Below are 16,732 nucleotides of genomic sequence, written 5' to 3' on the forward strand. Positions count from 1 at the left end.
AAAGGCGGTCCGGTGTCGGAACTGCGTTGGGATGAGATCGATCGGCGCGCTGTTGACACGGCTCGCGTGCTGGCCGCGGATGCCGTGGAGAAGGTCGGCAACGGCCACCCCGGAACGGCGATGAGCCTCGCGCCCGCCGCCTACCTGCTGTACCAGCGGGTGATGCGCCATGACCCGGCCGACACGCACTGGGCGGGCCGTGACCGGTTCATCCTCTCTGCCGGGCACTCGTCGCTCACGCAGTATGTGCAGCTCTACCTCGGCGGGTTCGGTCTCGAGCTCGAGGACCTCAAGTCGCTGCGCACGTGGGGTTCGCTCACGCCGGGCCACCCGGAGTACGGACACACCAAGGGCGTGGAGATCACGACCGGTCCGCTGGGTCAGGGTCTGGCGTCGTCGGTGGGCTTCGCCTACGCCGCCCGCTACGAGCGCGGCCTGTTCGACCCGGAGACGCCCGCGGGCCAGAGCCCGTTCGATCACCACATCTACGTGATCGCCGGCGACGGCGACATGCAGGAGGGCGTCACCAGCGAGGCGGGGTCGCTCGCCGGCCACCAGCAGCTGGGCAACCTCATCGCGATCTACGACTCCAACCAGATCTCCATCGAGGACGACACGAACGTGTCGTTCACCGAAGACGTCGCCGCGCGCTACGAGGCGTACGGCTGGCAGGTGCAGGTCGTGGACTGGAAGAAGACCGGCACCTACGTCGAGGACGTCGAGGAGCTGTTCGAGGCGATCGAGGCCGCGAAGGCCGAGACGACCAAGCCCTCGCTCATCGTGCTGCGCACGATCATCGGCTACCCCTCGCCGGGCAAGCAGAACAGCGGCAAGATCCACGGCGCCAAGCTCGGCGCGGAGGAGCTGGCCGCGACGAAGGGCGCGCTCGGGTTCGACCCGGAGCAGCACTTCGCCGTCGCGGACGAGGTCATCGCCCACACCCGTGAGCTGGGCGAGCGCGGCGCCGCCGCCCACGCCGAGTGGCAGGAGAAGTTCGACGCGTGGGCCGCGGCGAACCCCGAGCGCAAGGCACTCTGGGATCGCCTGCAGTCGGGCGAGCTGCCCGAGGGCATCGAGTCCGCTCTCCCGGTGTTCGAGGCCGGCAAGGAGGTCTCCACCCGCGCCGCGTCCGGACAGGTCATCAACGCCCTCGCCGCCGAGCTCCCCGAGCTCTGGGGCGGGTCCGCCGACCTCGCCGAGTCGAACCTCACCACGATCAAGGACGCGGCGTCGTTCATCCCCGAGGAGTGGTCCACCCACGAGTGGTCGGGCAACCCCTACGGACGCGTGCTGCACTTCGGCATCCGCGAGCACGCGATGGGCGCGATCCTCAACGGCATCGTCCTGCACGGCCCCACGCGCGCCTTCGGCGGCACGTTCCTCATCTTCAGCGACTACATGCGCCCCGCGGTGCGTCTGGCCGCGCTGATGAACGTGCCCAGCGTGTTCGTGTGGACCCACGACTCCGTCGCGCTCGGCGAGGACGGCCCCACGCACCAGCCGATCGAGCAGCTGGCGGCGCTCCGCCTCATCCCGAACCTCGCCGTCGTGCGCCCCGCCGACGCCAACGAGACGTCAGCGGCGTGGCTGGAGATCCTCCGCCGTCAGGAGGGCCCGGCCGGCATCGCCCTCACCCGTCAGAACATCCCGGTGTTCGAGCGCGGCGACGGCGCGGCCTCCGGTGACGTCTTCGCCTCCGCGGCGAACACCGCCAAGGGCGCGTACGTCCTCGCAGAGGCGCCGAACGGCACCCCCGACGTCATCCTCATCGCCACCGGCTCGGAGGTGCAGCTGGCCGTCGAGGCACGCCAGCGCCTCGCCGCCGACGGCATCAACGCCCGCGTCGTGTCCGCTCCCTCGCTGGAGTGGTTCGCGGAGCAGAGCGCCGAGTACCGCGAGAGCGTGCTGCCCGCCGACATCACCGCCCGCGTCTCGGTCGAGGCCGGCGCCACGGGCCTGTGGCAGGGCATCGTGGGCGACCGCGGCCGCACGGTCGGAATCGACCACTTCGGCGCATCCGCCGACTACCAGACGCTGTTCGAGAAGTTCGGCATCACGACGGACGCCGTCGTCGACGCCGCACGCGAGACCCTCAAGGAGAACGCATGACCTCCCCCACCGCAGACCTGTCCGGAGCCGGTGTCAGCATCTGGCTCGACGACCTCTCGCGTTCGCGCATCACCTCCGGGAACCTGCGCGAGCTCATCGAGAACCGCAACGTCGTCGGCGTCACGACCAACCCGACGATCTTCCAGGGCGCGATCTCGGCGCACGTGGGCTACGAGGAGTCGCTGGCCGCGCAGGCCGCCGACGGCGCGTCGGTCGACGACGCGATCTTCGCGCTGACCACCACGGACGTCCGCGATGCATGCGAGATCTTCCGCCCCATCTACGACGCGACATCCGGCGTCGATGGTCGCGTGTCGATCGAGGTGTCGCCCGTCGTCGCGCACGACACCGAGGGCACGGTCGAGCAGGCCAAGCAGCTGCACGCCGCCGTCGACCGTGAGAACGTCCTCATCAAGATCCCCGCGACGAAGGCGGGCCTGCCCGCGATCACGGAGACCATCGCCGCCGGCATCTCCGTCAACGTCACGCTGATCTTCAGCCTCGAGCGCTACGCCGAGGTCATCGAGGCGTACCTCGCCGGCCTCGAGAAGGCCCGCGAGGCCGGCCACGACCTCTCCCGCATCCACTCGGTGGCGTCGTTCTTCGTCTCCCGCGTGGACTCGGAGGTCGACGAGCGCCTCGCGGCGATCGGCACCGACGAGGCCCTCGCCCTGAAGTCGAAGGCGGGGCTCGCGAACGCGCGGCTCGCCTACGAGCTCTTCGAGCAGAAGTTCGACGAGAAGCGCGCGACCGACCTCATCGCCGCGGGCGCCAACGTGCAGCGTCCGCTGTGGGCGTCCACCGGCGTCAAGGACCCGGAGCTCCCCGACACCCTCTACGTCACCGAGCTCGTCGCCGCCGGCACCGTCAACACCATGCCCGAGAAGACGCTCGAGGCGACGTTCGACCACGGCGTCATCACGGGCGACACGATCACCGGCGGGTACGCCGACGCGCACCGCCTGTTCGACGAGCTCGCCGCGGTCGGCGTGGACTTCGCCGACGTCACCGAGTCCCTTGAGAACGAGGGCGTGTCGAAGTTCATCGCATCCTGGGAGGACCTGCAGGAGACGGTGCGCGCCGCCCTGGAGTCCAAGCAGTGACATTCGCCATCCGCGTGTCCGGCGCGGCGAGGGCGGCGGCCGAGGCGGCCGTTCCGGCCCTTGTCGCCGACCTCGTCGCGTCGGGCATCACCGCCGAGGACCCCGCCCTGTGGGGCTCCTCGGCGGAGGCCGAGGCGTCTCGGCGCCTCGGCTGGGTCGAGGCGGTCGCCGACGCGCGCCCGCTCGTCCCCGAGATCGTCGCGCTGCGCGATGACCTCCGAGCCCGTGGCGTCGACCGCGTGGTCCTGGCCGGGATGGGCGGCTCGTCGCTCGCTCCCGAGGTGATCACGCGCACCGCCGGAGTCGACCTCGAGATCCTCGATTCGACGGCGCCCGCCGACGTGCTGGCCGCCCTCGACGGCGGCCTCGAGCGGACCGTGCTCGTGGTGTCGTCCAAGTCCGGCTCGACCGTCGAGACCGACGCCCAGCGCCGCGTCTTCGAAGCGGCCTTCCGCGACCTCGGCATCGATCCGGCCGAGCGCATCGTCGTCGTCACCGACCCCGGCTCGCCCCTGGATGCGGAGGCGCGCGCCTCCGGGTACCGCGTCTTCGAGGCCGACCCCGAAGTCGGCGGGCGCTACTCCGCTCTCACCGCGTTCGGCCTCGTGCCATCCGGCCTCGCGGGCGCCGACATCGACCGTCTCCTCGACGAGGCCGAGTCGGTGATGCTCGAGGTCGCGATCGACTCGCCCTCGAACCCCGCGCTCGTGCTCGGCGCGGCGATCGCCGCGACGTCGCCGCGCCGCGACAAGCTCGGACTCATCGCCGACGGCACCCCCATCCAGGGCCTGCCCGACTGGATCGAACAGCTGGTCGCGGAGTCCACAGGGAAGGACGGCACAGGCATCCTCCCGGTGGTGCTCCTGCCGGTCTCCCCCGAGGTCGACAGCGTCCCCGCCGACCTGCAGATCGTGCGCATCGTGGATGACGTCGACGACGCGCCGCACCACGGTCACGGCGAGGTGCTCATCAGCGGCTCGCTCGGCGAGCAGTTCCTCGTGTGGGAGTACGCCGTCGCGGTCGCATCGCGTCTCATCGGCGTCAACCCCTTCGACCAGCCCGACGTCGAGGCGGCCAAGGAGGCCGCGCGCGGACTTCTCACCGATCGCCCCGCAGCTGCCGCGCCCGCGTTCGTCGAGGACGGCGTCGAGGTGCGCGTGACCGACCCGACGCTGGCGGCCTCCGGCACGATCGCCGGCGTGCTCGACGCGCTCTGGGCGAGGGTTCCCGCCGACGGCTACGTGTCGATCCAGGCATACGTGGCGCGCAGCGAGGTGCCGCAGCTCGACGGCCTGCGCGAGATGGCGGCAGCCGACTCCGGCCATCCGACCACCTTCGGCTGGGGGCCGAGGTTCCTGCACTCGACGGGTCAGTATCACAAGGGCGGACCGGCCAACGGTGTGTTCGTGCAGATCACCGAGCGCACGCCGGTCGACCTCGAGATCCCTGGTCTGGCCTTCACGTTCGCGCAGCTCATCGAGGCTCAGGCCGACGGCGACGCGCGCGTGCTTGCCGCTCGCGGCCGCCCGGTCGTCACCCTCACTCTCACCGATCCCCAGACCGAGGTCCTCTCGCTGTTCGAAGCAGCGCTGTAGGGCCAGGAGGAGTCTTCCCTTTCATGACCGTTGACATCTCGCGGGGCGGCAATCCGCTCCGCGATCCCGATGACCGCCGCCTCAATCGCATCGCCGGTCCGAGCGCGCTCGTGATCTTCGGCGTGACGGGCGACCTGTCGCGCAAGAAGCTCATGCCCGCGGTGTACGACCTCGCCAACCGCGGCCTCCTGCCGCCCGGATTCGCGCTCGTGGGCTTCGCCCGCCGCGATTGGGAGGACGAGGACTTCGCGCAGGTGGTGCAGGACGCCGTCAAGAAGTACGCGCGCACGGAGTACCGCGAGGAGACCTGGCAGCAGCTCGCCCAGGGCATCCGGTTCGTCCAGGGGCAGTTCGACGACCCGGCCGCATTCCGCAAGCTCCGCGAGACCGTCGACACGCTCGACGTCGAGCGCGGCACGATGGGGAACCACGCGTTCTACCTGTCGATCCCGCCGAAGTCGTTCCCCGTCGTCGCGCAGCAGCTGCTGGAGTCGGGGCTCGTCGACGAGAAGCCGGACGACTCCCGCTGGCGTCGCGTCGTCATCGAGAAGCCGTTCGGGCACGACCTCGAATCGGCGCGTGCACTCAACGACGCGCTCGAAGCGGCCTTCCCCGCCGACTCGATCTTCCGCATCGACCACTACCTCGGCAAGGAGACGGTCCAGAACATCCTGGCCCTGCGCTTCGCCAACGAACTGTACGAGCCGATCTGGAACCGCAACTACGTCGACCACGTCCAGATCACAATGGCCGAGGACATCGGAGTGAGCGGTCGCGCTGGGTACTACGACGGCGTCGGCGCCGCGCGCGACGTCATCCAGAACCACCTGCTGCAGCTGCTCGCCCTCACGGCGATGGAGGAGCCCATCAGCCTCTCCGCCGAGCACCTTCGCGCGGAGAAGGAGAAGGTGCTCGCCGCCGTCACCCTCCCTGCCGATCTGTCCACCGCGACCGCCCGCGGGCAGTACGCCGGCGGATGGCAGGGCGGCAAGAAGGTGACCGGCTTCCTCGAAGAGGATGGCATGAGCCCGCAGTCGCGCACGGAGACGTACGCGGCCATCAAGCTCGACATCAACACCCGCCGCTGGGCCGGTGTGCCCTTCTACGTGCGGACGGGCAAGCGCCTCGGCCGTCGCGTCACCGAGATCGCCGTGGTGTTCAAACGCGCCCCCGAGCACCTGTTCTCGCGCGGCCAGACGAGCGAGCTCGGCCAGAACGCGCTCGTCATCCGCGTCCAGCCCGACGAGGGCGTGACCCTGCGGTTCGGCTCGAAGGTCCCCGGTGCCGGCACCAACGTGCGCGACGTCACGATGGACTTCGGATACGGCCACGCGTTCACGGAGGCCAGCCCCGAGGCGTACGAGCGACTCATCCTGGACGTCCTCCTCGGCGATCCGCCGCTGTTCCCTCGGCACGAGGAGGTCGAGCTGTCCTGGCGGATCCTCGACCCCGTCGAGAGGTACTGGGCGTCGCTCGACGAACCGCTCGAGCAGTACGACTCCGGATCGTGGGGCCCGGCGTCCGCCGACGCCCTGCTCTCCCGTGACGGCCGCGTTTGGAGGCGCCCGTGATCATCGATCTTCCCGACACAAGCGTCAGCGACATCGCCAAGCGCCTCGTCTCGGTGCGCGAGGAGGGCGGCGCCGTCGCCCTCGGCCGCGTGCTGACGCTCATCATCAAGTCGAAGCGCAAGCTCGACGAAGCCGTGATCGACGCCGCGAACGACGCGTCGCGCGAGCACCCGATGCGCGTCATCGTGCTCGTCACGGACTCCCGCGGCGAGGCGAAGCTCGACGCCGAGATCCGCGTGGGCGGCGACGCCGGCGCGAGCGAGGTCGTCGTGCTCCGCGCCTACGGCCCGGCTGCCAGCAACGAGGAGACGCTCATCACGGGCCTCCTCCTGCCCGACGCGCCCGTCGTCGTGTGGTGGCCGGATGAGCCGCCGGCACGGCCCGGCAAGGATGCGCTCGGCCGCATCGCGCAGCGCCGGATCACGGACACCTCGACGGCGCCCTACGCACCGGACCGGCTGCGCCAGCTCGACCTCGTGTACACGCCCGGCGACACCGACCTGGCCTGGACGCGTCTCACGCGCTGGCGCGAGCAGCTGGCCGCCGTGCTCGATCAGCCGCCCTTCGAGCCCGTCACGGCGGTCGAGGTGCGCGGTGCGTCGACCTCGCCGTCGACCGCGCTCCTGGCCGCTTGGCTGGGCATGGCCCTGGACGTGCCCGTCGAGTGGTCCTACGAATCGCCCGAGGCGTGGAACCACGGCATCCACTCGGTGACGCTGCGACGCGCTTCCGGCGACATCGTCCTGGAGCGCCACAGCGCCACTCACGCGACCCTCACCCAGCCCGGACAGCCCGATCACGTGCTGCTCCTCCCCCGCCGCTCGCTGCGCGAGTGCATCGCCGAGGAGCTGCGCCGTCTGGACCCCGACCTGCTCTACGGCCGTGTCCTGACGGAGGGCTGGGAGCGCCTCGGACCCGCGTCCGAGGAGTTCTGATGGCCGACCCTCGCGTCGTCGTCCAGGCGGACAAGGCGTCCCTCGGGGAGCACGTGGCGAGCCGCTTCGTGGGTCTGCTCGCGCAGCTCACGCAGCAGGCGCGCCCCGTGCACGTCTCGCTGACCGGCGGGTCGATGGGCGTCGCCGTCCTCGAGGCCACCGCCGCGCACGCCTGGCGGGACAACATCGACTGGTCGCTCGTGCACTTCTGGTGGAGCGACGAGCGCTTCGTGCCCCGCGCGGACCCGGAGCGCAACGCCGGACAGGCGCGGAGCGCGCTGCTGTCGCAGATCGCGATCCCGGCGGAGAACGTTCACGAGCCCGCCGCGACGGATGACGGCGTGAGCCTGGATGAGGCGGCGGCGGCGTACGCGGCCGACCTCGCCGCGTTCGCGGTGTCGCCGGAGCATGCCGCTCCCGCGTTCGACGTCTGCTTCCTCGGCGTGGGTCCGGATGCCCACATCGCCTCGCTCTTCCCCGACCGGGAGGAGGTGAGCGTCGTCGACGCGACCGTGCTGCCGGTGCGGAACTCGCCGAAGCCGCCTCCGGAGCGCATCACCTTCACGCGCCCCGTGATCAACGCGTCCGCGCGCGTCTGGATGGTGCTCGCGGGCGCCGACAAGGCATCCGCGCTGGGACTCGTCATGGCGGGCGCGAGCTACGCCTCCGTGCCCGCAGCCGGCGCCCACGGCTCGGAGGAGACGGTGGTTTTCACCGACGAGGCGGCCGCCGCCGAGGTGCCGGACGATCTCATCGATCCAGACTGATCGCACGATCGCGCACATGCGGAAGGCCCCCGATCGGATGATCGGGGGCCTTCCGCATGGGCTACTGGCCGCGCTTCTCGCGCAGCTTCTGCAGCGCGTCGCCGAGCAGCTCCTCTGCCTCCTCGTCGCTGCGACGCTCCTTCACGTAGGCGAGGTGCGTCTTGTAGGGCTCGTTGCGGGAGGCCTCTGGCGGGTTCTCCCGGTCGCGCCCTGCGGGCAGGCCGGAGTGCGGATGGTCGATGGTGTCCGGGATCTCCTCCTCGGGGATGCCGGCGGCGTAGTAGCGCACAGCCTCGTTGCCGAGCGCATCCCAGTAGGACACCGCGACGCGGTCGGCCTGGTGGCCGTGGTCCTGCTCCCCCATCGGGCCGGATCCCACGCGCGTGCCGCGGATCGCGTTTCCGCCGGTGGCCATCAGATCACCTGGAACTTCGTGATGAGCCCGAGGCCCACGATCGCGAGGAACCAGACCAGCGCGAGGATGATCGTCAGGTAGTTCAGGTTGCGCTCCGCGAGGCCCGAGGATCCCACGGCCTGGGACATCCCGCCGCCGAACATGTCGGAGAGCCCGCCGCCGCGCCCCTTGTGGAGCAGGATGAGCAGCGTCAGGAGGAGACTGGTGATCCCCAGGACCACCTGGAGGATGAACTCGAGAACGTCCACGAAGAGCCTTTCATGAGTGCGCGCGTGCGCCGCGCACGGAGTTCAGTATACGGCGAGGGCCGGTGCGGCCCGAGCAGAGGCGCTCGGACCGCAGCGGCTCACACGCCGACGTGCTTCTCGAACCGGATGATCGCCGCGAACTCGTCGACCTTGATGCTCGCGCCGCCGACGAGCGCGCCGTCGACGTCGGGCTCGCGCATGTAGGAGGCGATGTTCGCGGACTTCACCGAGCCGCCGTACAGGACGCGGGTGCGCGCGGCCGCCTCGGCGCCGAGCTTCGCGCCGATGACCTCGCGCAGCTTGGCGCACACCTCCTGCGCCTGGTCGGGGGTCGCGGCCTGGCCGGACCCGATCGCCCAGACGGGCTCGTACGCGACGACGATGTCGGCGTCGGCGGGGACATCCGCCAGCGCCTTCTCCAGCTGAGCGACGGGAACCGCGCTCGCGCCGTGCTTCTCGAGGTCGTCGCTGGTCTCGCCCACGCAGATCACCGGCACGAGTCCGTGCTTGAGCGCGGCCTGCACCTTCGCCGCCACGACGTCATCGCCCTCGGCGTGGTACTCACGACGCTCGGAGTGGCCGATGATGACCTGCGACACCGCGAGCTTCTTCAGGAACGCCCCGGAGATCTCACCCGTGTACGCGCCCTCATCGTGCGTCGACAGGTCCTGCGCACCGAGGGTGAACGCGATCTTGTCGGCGTCGAGCAGGGTCTGCACGCTGCGGAGGTCGGTGAAGGGCGGGAACACCGCGACCTCGACGCTGCCGTCCTCGTGCCCCGCGTCTTTGAGCGCCCAGTGCAGCTTCTGCACGAGAGCGACCGCCTGCAGGTGGTCGAGGTTCATCTTCCAGTTGCCCGCGATCAGCGGGGTCCGCTTCGTCATGCCCATCCGAGCACCTCCAGTCCGGGAAGCTTCTTGCCCTCGAGGAATTCGAGGCTGGCGCCGCCGCCGGTCGAGATGTGACCGAAAGCGGAATCGTCGAAGCCGAGCTGGCGCACAGCAGCGGCGGAGTCCCCGCCACCCACGACGCTGAGGCCGTCGACTTCGGTGAGGGCCTGCGCGACCGCCTTCGTGCCGGCCGCGAACGGCTCGAGCTCGAAGACACCCATGGGCCCGTTCCAGAACACCGTCTTCGACCCGCGCACGGCCTCCGCGAAGGCGGCGGCCGTGTCGGGGCCGATGTCGAGGCCGAGGCCGGAGGTGCCGAACGGCGACTCCTCGATGGCATCGGCCGCCGTCACGACGTGCTCGGCGTCCGCACCGAACTTCGACGCCACGACGACGTCGGTCGGCAGGACGAGATCGACGCCGCGCTCCGCAGCGGCGCGGATGTACCCGGCCGCGGTCTCGACCTGGTCGCTCTCGAGCAGGCTGGACGCCACCTTGTGCCCCTGAGCCGCGAGGAAGGTGAAGAGCATGCCGCCGCCGATGAGGATGCGATCCACGCGCGGCAGGAGGTGGTCGATGACGCCGAGCTTGTCGGACACCTTCGATCCGCCGAGCACGACCGTGTAGGGGCGCACCGGGCTCTCGGTGAGCGTGTCGAGGACCTCGAGCTCCTTGGCGATGAGGTGGCCGGCCGCGCTCGGCAGCTGCTGGGCGAGGTCGTAGACGCTCGCCTGCTTGCGGTGCACGACACCGAAGCCGTCCGAGACCATCACGTCGGCGAGCTCGGCGAGCTGCGCCGCGAAGGCGCCCCGCTCCGCGTCGTCCTTCGCGGTCTCGCCGGCGTTGAACCGCAGGTTCTCGAGGACGGCGATCTGGCCATCCTCGAGGCTCGCCGCGGTCTCGCGAGCGGAGTCGCCCACCGTGTCCGTGGCGAACGCGACAGGGCGGCCGAGCAGCTCGGCGAGACGGTCGGCGACCGGCTTCAGGCTGTACTGGGAGTCGGGCTCGCCCTTGGGGCGGCCCAGGTGCGAGATCGCCACGACGCGCGCGCCTGCATCGAGCAGGGCGGTGAGCGTGGGCAGCGACGCGCGGAGTCGGCCGTCATCGGTGATGACGCCGTCCGAGAGGGGCACGTTGAAGTCGCATCGGATGATGACGCGCTTCCCGGCGAGATCGCCGAGCGTTTCGAGTGTTCGCAGTGACATCGTTTCTCAATCTACAGGCGGAGAGCCCGCCGGCACGGTGGACACCGCAAGCCGACGGGCTCTCCGGGAGCTTCCTGCTGGGTCAGAACTTCGAGGCGACCAGCTCGGTGAGGTCGACGAGGCGGTTGGAGTAACCCCACTCGTTGTCGTACCACGCCGACAGCTTGACCTGGTTGCCGAGGACGCGCAGCAGGCCCGCGTCGAAGATCGACGAGTGCGGGTCGTGCGTGATGTCGCTCGAGACGATCTCGTCCTCGGTGTACTTGAGGATGCCCTTGAGCGGCCCCTCTGCGGCCTCCTTGTAGGCGGCCTTGATCTCATCGAGCGTGAGCTCGCGCTCGGTCTCGACGGTCAGGTCGGTGATCGAACCGGTGGGAACCGGCACGCGCAGCGCGAAGCCGTCGAGCTTGCCCTTCAGCTCCGGCAGCACGAGGCCGATGGCCTTCGCCGCGCCGGTCGAGGTCGGCACGATGTTGAGCGCCGCCGCGCGAGCGCGACGGAGGTCGGAGTGCGGGCCGTCCTGGAGGTTCTGGTCGGCGGTGTACGCGTGCACGGTCGTCATGAGACCGCGGACGATGCCGAACTTGTCGTTGAACACCTTCGCCAGCGGCGCGAGGCAGTTCGTGGTGCACGACGCGTTGGAGATGATGTGGTGGTTGTCGTGGTCGTACTCGTGCTCGTTGACGCCGAGCACGAACGTCGCGTCCTCGCCCTTGGCGGGAGCCGAGATGAGGACCTTCTTCGCGCCGCCCTCGATGTGCTTGCGCGCGAGGTCGGCGTTGGTGAAGCGGCCGGTGGACTCGATGACGATGTCCACGCCGAGCTCGCCCCACGGCAGGGCGGCGGGGTCGCGCTCCGCGAGCGCCGCAATGCGACGGCCGCCGACGGTGATCGACTCCTCGTCGTAGGTGACCTCCTCGTTCAGCACGCCCAGGATCGAGTCGTACTTGAGCAGGTGCGCGAGGGTCTTGTTGTCGGTGAGGTCGTTGACGGCGACGATCTCGAGGTCAGCCCCCTGCGCGAGAGCCGCGCGGAGGTAGTTGCGGCCGATACGACCGAAGCCGTTGATTCCGATCCGAACAGACACTGGGTCTTCTCCTGAATTTCGTAGGTGCGCCCGCACAGGCGCGGTGGAGGGGAAGGCCGTCCGGGCGGGCTCGCACCCCGCGTCGGACGGCCGTGTCACTCAGGACGCTACCAGGAGACCCGTGGTCTTCTCGCGCGCGGTGGCGAGACGCTGCTGGACGTTGTCCCAGTTGACGATGTTCCAGAACGCCTTGACGTAGTCAGCCTTGACGTTCTGGTAGTCGAGGTAGAAGGCGTGCTCCCACATGTCGAGGAGCAGCACCGGCACGGTTCCGGCGACGAGCTGCTGCTGCTGGTCGAAGAACTGCTGGATGATGAGCTGCTGGCCGATCGAGTCCCAGAAGAGACCCGCCCAGCCGGAGCCCTGGATGCCGAGCGCCGCGGCGTTGAACTGGCCCTGGAAGCCCTCGAAGCCGCCGAAGTGCTCCTCGATCGCCGCGGCGATCTCGCCCTCCGGACGCTCCTGGCCCTCCGGGGTGAGGTTCGTCCAGAAGATCGAGTGGTTGGTGTGGCCGCCGAGGTTGAACGCCAGGTCCTTCTCGAGCTTGTTCACATTCGCGAAGTTGCCCGTCGCGCGGGCCTCCGCGAGCTGCTCGAGGGCGGTGTTCGCACCGGCGACGTAGGTCGCGTGGTGCTTGGAGTGGTGCAGCTCCATGATCCGGCCGCTGATGTGCGGCTCGAGCGCCGCGTAGTCGTAGGTGAGCTCCGGAAGCGTGTACTTCGCCATGCGTCGATTCTTCCCATCTCTCGGCGCCGTCGCGCGGCGCTGACCGGTGCCTCCGCCGCTGCCGCGAACGGAGGGTTCCCTCTCATCCTAGTGACGGATGGCCCGGTCGGGTCCTGCGGATGGCCGGAGCCGACGGGTGGGACGTCACTCCGCTCCGACGGGGACGGCCGCCTGCGTGCCGGGGATGCCATCTTGCTCGGCGCGCTTGTCGGCCATCGCCAGCAGGCGGCGGATGCGGCCCGCGACGGCGTCCTTCGTGAGGGGCGGCTCGGCGTGGTGCCCGAGCTCGTCGAGGCTCGCGTCGCGGTGCGCGAGGCGAAGCGCCCCGGCCTCGCGGAGATGCTCCGGCACGTCCTCGCCGAGGATCTCCAGGGCGCGCTCGACGCGCGCGCAGGCGGCGACGGCTGCCTGCGCCGAGCGGCGGAGGTTCGCGTCGTCGAAGTTCACGAGGCGGTTCACGCCGGCGCGCACCTCGCGGCGCTGGCGCATCTGGTCCCATTCGGCGGCGACGTTCACGGCGCCGATCGCCTGCAGCATGCCGCGGATGCCCTCGGCCTCGCGGATGACCACGCGCGGCACGCCGCGCACCTCACGGGCCTTCGCGGAGATGCCGATGCGGCCGGCGGCGCCGACGATGGCCATCCCCGCCTCACCCGTCGGGCAGGCGACCTCGAGCGACGCCGAGCGACCAGGCTCGGAGAGGCTCCCCGCGCCGAGGAAGGCTCCGCGCCAGATGGCGGCGAGATCCTCGCGAGTGCCGGTGGTGAGACGGTTCGGCAGCCCGCGGACGGGGCGGCGACGCTGGTCGAGCAGCCCGGTCTGGCGCGCGAGCGTCTCGCCGCCGTCCACGACGCGCACGGCGAAGTGCTCGCCGTCGCGGGAGCCGGAGCCCTGGATGTGGGCGATCTCGGGGCGCACGCCGTAGATCTCGGCGATGTCCCGCGCGACGCGGCGCGCGAGGTTGGGCGAGTCGACCTCGGCCTCGACCGCAACGCGTCCGGCGATGGAGTGCAGGCCGCCCGAGAACCGCAGCAGCGCCGTCGTCTCAGCGATCCGAACCGAAGGACGCGGGTCCCTGACGGTGATCAGCTCTGCCTTGACATCGGCGGTCAGTGACACGGATTTCCCCACTCTCGAAGACGGCGATGCGCTCATTTTGGCGCAAGGGTCAAGCTTATCCGCCATACCCCTGGGACCACCGGGTGGGAACTCCCAGCCGGTGGCGTTATGACCTCGCCGTGGTGGAGCTACTCCCGCCCGAGATCGCGATGGCGCACGCGCACGGCGACGCCGGGGACGTCCTTCAGCCGCTCCGCCAGGGCCAGCGCCATGGCGACCGAGCGGTGCTTGCCGCCCGTGCATCCGACGGCCACGGTGGAGTGGTTCTTGTTCTCGCGCTGGTAGCCCTCGAGCACCGGCCGAAGCGCCTCGGCGTACGCGTCGAGGAACTCCCGTGCGCCCTCCCGCTCCATCACGTAGTCGCTCACCGGGCCATCCTGCCCGTTGAGGTCGCGCAGGTCATCGTTCCAGAACGGGTTCGGGAGGAACCGCATATCGGCGACGAGGTCGGCGTCGGGCGGGAGCCCGTACTTGAACCCGAAGCTCATCACCGTCACGCGGTGTCGCGGGGCGCCCTCCTCGCGCACGAGGTCGGTGACATGCGTCGCGAGCTGGTGGATGTTGTACGTCGAGGTGTCGATGATGATGTCGGCGTTCGTCCGCACGGGCGCGAGGATCTCCCGCTCACGGCGAATGCCGTCGAGGAGGGTGCCGTCGCCCTGCAGCGGGTGCGGCCGGCGGACGGCCTCGAAGCGGCGGACCAGCACGTCATCCGACGCGTCGAGGAAGATCACCCGGAGGTTGTTGCGCTCGCGCAGCGCCTGCGTCGTGGCCGGGAAGTCCGCGAAGAGGTCGCGCCCCCGCACATCGACCACGGCCGCGACGCGGGGCAGCTCGTCCCCCAGTCGGGCCGAGAGGTCGAGGAGCGGCCGCATCATCTGCGGCGGCAGGTTGTCGACGACGTACCAGTCGAGGTCCTCGAGCGCGTTGGCCACCGTCGAGCGACCAGCGCCGCTCATGCCGGTCACGATCAGAACCTCGCCCGCTGCCTCGTTCATCGGGGCCAGCCTACCGACCATCTGCGACCGGCGCGTCGACCGCGGGCTCGCGGGCGTCATCCCGATGCAGGTGCTCGTAGATCGTCGCGGCGAGCTTGGGGCCGATCCCCGGCAGCTCCTCGATCTGCTCGACAGTGCCCGCCCGCAGTGCGGTCACCGACCCGAAATGCCGCAGCAGGGCCCGGATGCGCGCTTCGCCGAGCCCGGGGATCTCGCTGAGGACGGACTGGATGTCACGGCGGCGCCGCTTGCGCTGATGCGTGATCGCGAACCGGTGCGCCTCGTCGCGCAGGCGCTGCACGAGGTACAGCGCCTCGGACGTGCGCGGCAGGATGACCGGGTAGTCCTCGCCGGGGAGCCACAGCTCCTCCAGCCGCTTCGCGATGCCGCACAGGGCGATCTCCTCGTGCCCGGACTCGCGCAGGGCGCGCGCCGCGGCGGCCACCTGCGGCTGCCCGCCGTCGACGACGAGCAGCTGGGGCGGGTACGCGAAGCGCCGCCGCTTGCTCGGCGCTGTCACGACGTCGTCCGCGTCGCTGGTGGCGAGCTCGGCGGCGTCAGGGGCCGCCTCCTCCGGTCGATCGAGGTGCGCCAGCCGACGGGTGAGCACCTGGTGCATCGAGTCGGTGTCGTCGGTCGTCTCCGCGATGGAGAACGAGCGGTACTGATCCTTGCGCGGCAGGCCGTCCTCGAACACGACCATGGAGCCCACGACGTTGGTGCCCTGCAGGTGCGAGATGTCGTAGCACTCGATCCGCAGCGGCGCCTCGTCCATGCCGAGCGCCTCCTGCAGGTCCGCGAGCGCCTGGGATCGCGCGGCGTAATCGCTCGTGCGCCGGGTCTTGTGCCGCAGGAGCGCCTGCGTGGCGTTCAGCGTGGCGTTGCGCATGAGCTCTGCGCGCTGCCCGCGCTGCGCGACGGCGACCTCGACGCGCTTCCCGCGCCGGCTCGCGAGCCACTGCTCGATCTCCTCGGCGTCGGGCGGCAGCGTCGGCACGAGCACCCGCCGCGGGACGTCGGCGGGCGCGGCGTCGCCGTAGACGCGCTGCAGGATCTGATCCACGAGCTCGGGGCCCGAGATGTCGAGCTCCTTGTCGATCGTGGTGGAGTGCACTCCGCGCACGCGGCCGCCGCGGATGACGAAGTGGTGCACCGCGGCGGAGAGCTCATCCTCGGCGATGCCGAAGAGGTCGGCATCCGCGTCGTCGGGAAGGACCATCGCGCTCTTGTTGAGGACGGCGTCGATCGAGGCGAGCTTGTCGCGGTAGATCGCGGCCTGCTCGTAGTCCATCGCGGCCGCGGCTGCCTTCATCCGCGCGGTGAGCTCGCGTGTGAAGCGCTCGTCGCCGCCGTTCATGAACGCCACGAAGTCGTCGACCATGGCGCGGTGCTCGGCGATCGTGACACGGTGCGAGCAGGGCCCGCCGCACTTGCCGATCTGCCCGGGGAAGCAGGGCCGCCCCGTCTGCATGGCGCGCTTGTACGACGCGTCGCTGCAGGTGCGGATGGGGAACACCTTGATCATGAGGTCGATCGTGTCGCGCACCGCCCAGATCTTCGGGTACGGCCCGAAGTACTTCGCGCCGGGGATCCGGTGGTTGCGCGTGACCATCACCCGCGGCGCCTCGTCCCCGAGGGTGACAGCGAGGAAGGGATACGACTTGTCGTCGCGGTACTTGACGTTGAACGGCGGATCGAACTCCTTGATCCACTGGTACTCGAGCTGCAGCGAGTCGACGTCGGTCGGCACGACCGTCCACTCCACGGAGGCCGCCGTCGTGACCATCCGTCGGGTGCGCTCATGCAGCGTGTGCAGGGGCGCGAAGTAGTTCGAGAGCCGCTGACGCAGGTTCTTCGCCTTGCCGACGTAGAGCACGCGCCCGTTCGCGTCCCGGAAGCGGTACACACCCGGGTTCGTCGGGATCTCCCCCGGCTTCGGCTTGTAGGGCAGCTGATCGGCCACG

General features: G+C 70.3%; 15 protein-coding genes. 6 read left to right on the forward strand and 9 right to left on the reverse strand.

The features are described from left to right. The first annotated feature begins 12 nt into the window (after nucleotides 1-12). Genes tkt through pgl form a run of 6 tightly spaced genes read left to right on the forward strand, consistent with a single transcriptional unit; the run spans nucleotide 13 to nucleotide 8,080 of the window. On the forward strand, nucleotides 13-2,109 hold the full coding sequence (tkt, locus tag QWJ90_RS07245; RefSeq protein WP_290107015.1) for a transketolase: 2,097 nt from the start codon (nucleotides 13-15) through the stop codon (nucleotides 2,107-2,109). Continuing rightward, entirely contained in the window at nucleotides 2,106-3,212 is a 1,107-nt protein-coding gene (gene tal, locus QWJ90_RS07250) for a transaldolase (RefSeq protein WP_290107016.1), read from the forward strand. The genes tkt and tal overlap by 4 nt, the downstream gene beginning before the upstream one ends. Continuing rightward, nucleotides 3,209-4,807, forward strand: coding sequence for a glucose-6-phosphate isomerase (locus QWJ90_RS07255; protein WP_290107017.1), 1,599 nt, complete (start codon nucleotides 3,209-3,211; stop codon nucleotides 4,805-4,807). Before tal ends, QWJ90_RS07255 begins: the two co-directional genes overlap by 4 nt. Nucleotides 4,808-4,830: 23 nt before the next feature. Continuing rightward, on the forward strand, nucleotides 4,831-6,378 hold the full coding sequence (zwf, locus tag QWJ90_RS07260) for a glucose-6-phosphate dehydrogenase (protein WP_290107018.1): 1,548 nt from the start codon (nucleotides 4,831-4,833) through the stop codon (nucleotides 6,376-6,378). Then, on the forward strand, nucleotides 6,375-7,313 hold the full coding sequence (locus QWJ90_RS07265) for a glucose-6-phosphate dehydrogenase assembly protein OpcA (RefSeq protein WP_290107019.1): 939 nt from the start codon (nucleotides 6,375-6,377) through the stop codon (nucleotides 7,311-7,313). The genes zwf and QWJ90_RS07265 overlap by 4 nt, the downstream gene beginning before the upstream one ends. Continuing rightward, on the forward strand, nucleotides 7,313-8,080 hold the full coding sequence (pgl, locus tag QWJ90_RS07270) for a 6-phosphogluconolactonase (protein ID WP_290107020.1): 768 nt from the start codon (nucleotides 7,313-7,315) through the stop codon (nucleotides 8,078-8,080). Before QWJ90_RS07265 ends, pgl begins: the two co-directional genes overlap by 1 nt. A gap of 61 nt (nucleotides 8,081-8,141) precedes the next feature. Here the strand turns inward: pgl and QWJ90_RS07275 are convergent, their stop codons facing one another. The 9 genes from QWJ90_RS07275 to uvrC form a co-directional block, all read right to left on the reverse strand. Further along, nucleotides 8,142-8,495: an RNA polymerase-binding protein RbpA gene (locus tag QWJ90_RS07275; RefSeq protein ID WP_156241600.1), complete on the reverse strand. Its 354-nt coding sequence runs from the start codon at nucleotides 8,493-8,495 to the stop codon at nucleotides 8,142-8,144. Continuing rightward, a complete protein-coding gene (gene secG, locus QWJ90_RS07280; protein WP_156241601.1) occupies nucleotides 8,495-8,743 on the reverse strand; it encodes a preprotein translocase subunit SecG in 249 nt (82 codons plus the stop codon). Before secG ends, QWJ90_RS07275 begins: the two co-directional genes overlap by 1 nt. A 98-nt stretch (nucleotides 8,744-8,841) precedes the next feature. Then, nucleotides 8,842-9,633 carry a triose-phosphate isomerase gene (gene tpiA, locus QWJ90_RS07285; protein WP_290107021.1) on the reverse strand — a complete coding sequence of 264 codons (792 nt, stop codon included), beginning with the start codon at nucleotides 9,631-9,633 and terminating at the stop codon, nucleotides 8,842-8,844. Then, complete coding sequence (locus QWJ90_RS07290; protein WP_290107022.1) at nucleotides 9,624-10,838, reverse strand: phosphoglycerate kinase; 1,215 nt, start codon at nucleotides 10,836-10,838, stop codon at nucleotides 9,624-9,626. Before QWJ90_RS07290 ends, tpiA begins: the two co-directional genes overlap by 10 nt. 82 nt (nucleotides 10,839-10,920) lie before the next feature. Further along, nucleotides 10,921-11,925, reverse strand: coding sequence for a type I glyceraldehyde-3-phosphate dehydrogenase (gene gap, locus QWJ90_RS07295; protein ID WP_290107023.1), 1,005 nt, complete (start codon nucleotides 11,923-11,925; stop codon nucleotides 10,921-10,923). Between the two features lie 99 nt (nucleotides 11,926-12,024). Continuing rightward, on the reverse strand, nucleotides 12,025-12,651 hold the full coding sequence (locus QWJ90_RS07300) for a superoxide dismutase (RefSeq protein WP_156241605.1): 627 nt from the start codon (nucleotides 12,649-12,651) through the stop codon (nucleotides 12,025-12,027). Nucleotides 12,652-12,795: 144 nt separating this feature from the next. Further along, nucleotides 12,796-13,770 (reverse strand): DNA-binding protein WhiA, encoded by a 975-nt coding sequence (gene whiA, locus QWJ90_RS07305; protein WP_156241606.1) that lies wholly within the window; start codon nucleotides 13,768-13,770, stop codon nucleotides 12,796-12,798. Nucleotides 13,771-13,898: 128 nt separating this feature from the next. Continuing rightward, on the reverse strand, nucleotides 13,899-14,768 hold the full coding sequence (gene rapZ, locus QWJ90_RS07310; RefSeq protein WP_156241607.1) for an RNase adapter RapZ: 870 nt from the start codon (nucleotides 14,766-14,768) through the stop codon (nucleotides 13,899-13,901). 10 nt (nucleotides 14,769-14,778) lie between these two features. After that, nucleotides 14,779-16,731, reverse strand: coding sequence for an excinuclease ABC subunit UvrC (gene uvrC, locus QWJ90_RS07315; RefSeq protein WP_290107025.1), 1,953 nt, complete (start codon nucleotides 16,729-16,731; stop codon nucleotides 14,779-14,781). Nucleotide 16,732 lies beyond the last annotated feature (1 nt).

The sequence above is a fragment of the Microbacterium oryzae genome (assembly GCF_030406385.1).
GTDB lineage: Bacteria > Actinomycetota > Actinomycetes > Actinomycetales > Microbacteriaceae > Microbacterium > Microbacterium oryzae_A.

Bases quoted from the DNA above. Each gene is read 5' to 3' on its own strand.
- tal (WP_290107016.1), top strand. From the start codon at position 2,106: ATGACCTCCCCCACCGCAGACCTGTCCGGAGCCGGTGTCAGCATCTGG.
- zwf (WP_290107018.1), top strand. From the start codon at position 4,831: ATGACCGTTGACATCTCGCGGGGCGGCAATCCGCTCCGCGATCCCGAT.
- pgl (WP_290107020.1), top strand. From the start codon at position 7,313: ATGGCCGACCCTCGCGTCGTCGTCCAGGCGGACAAGGCGTCCCTCGGG.
- QWJ90_RS07275 (WP_156241600.1), bottom strand. From the start codon at position 8,495: ATGGCCACCGGCGGAAACGCGATCCGCGGCACGCGCGTGGGATCCGGC.
- tpiA (WP_290107021.1), bottom strand. From the start codon at position 9,633: ATGGGCATGACGAAGCGGACCCCGCTGATCGCGGGCAACTGGAAGATG.
- QWJ90_RS07290 (WP_290107022.1), bottom strand. From the start codon at position 10,838: ATGTCACTGCGAACACTCGAAACGCTCGGCGATCTCGCCGGGAAGCGC.
- QWJ90_RS07300 (WP_156241605.1), bottom strand. From the start codon at position 12,651: ATGGCGAAGTACACGCTTCCGGAGCTCACCTACGACTACGCGGCGCTC.
- rapZ (WP_156241607.1), bottom strand. From the start codon at position 14,768: ATGAACGAGGCAGCGGGCGAGGTTCTGATCGTGACCGGCATGAGCGGC.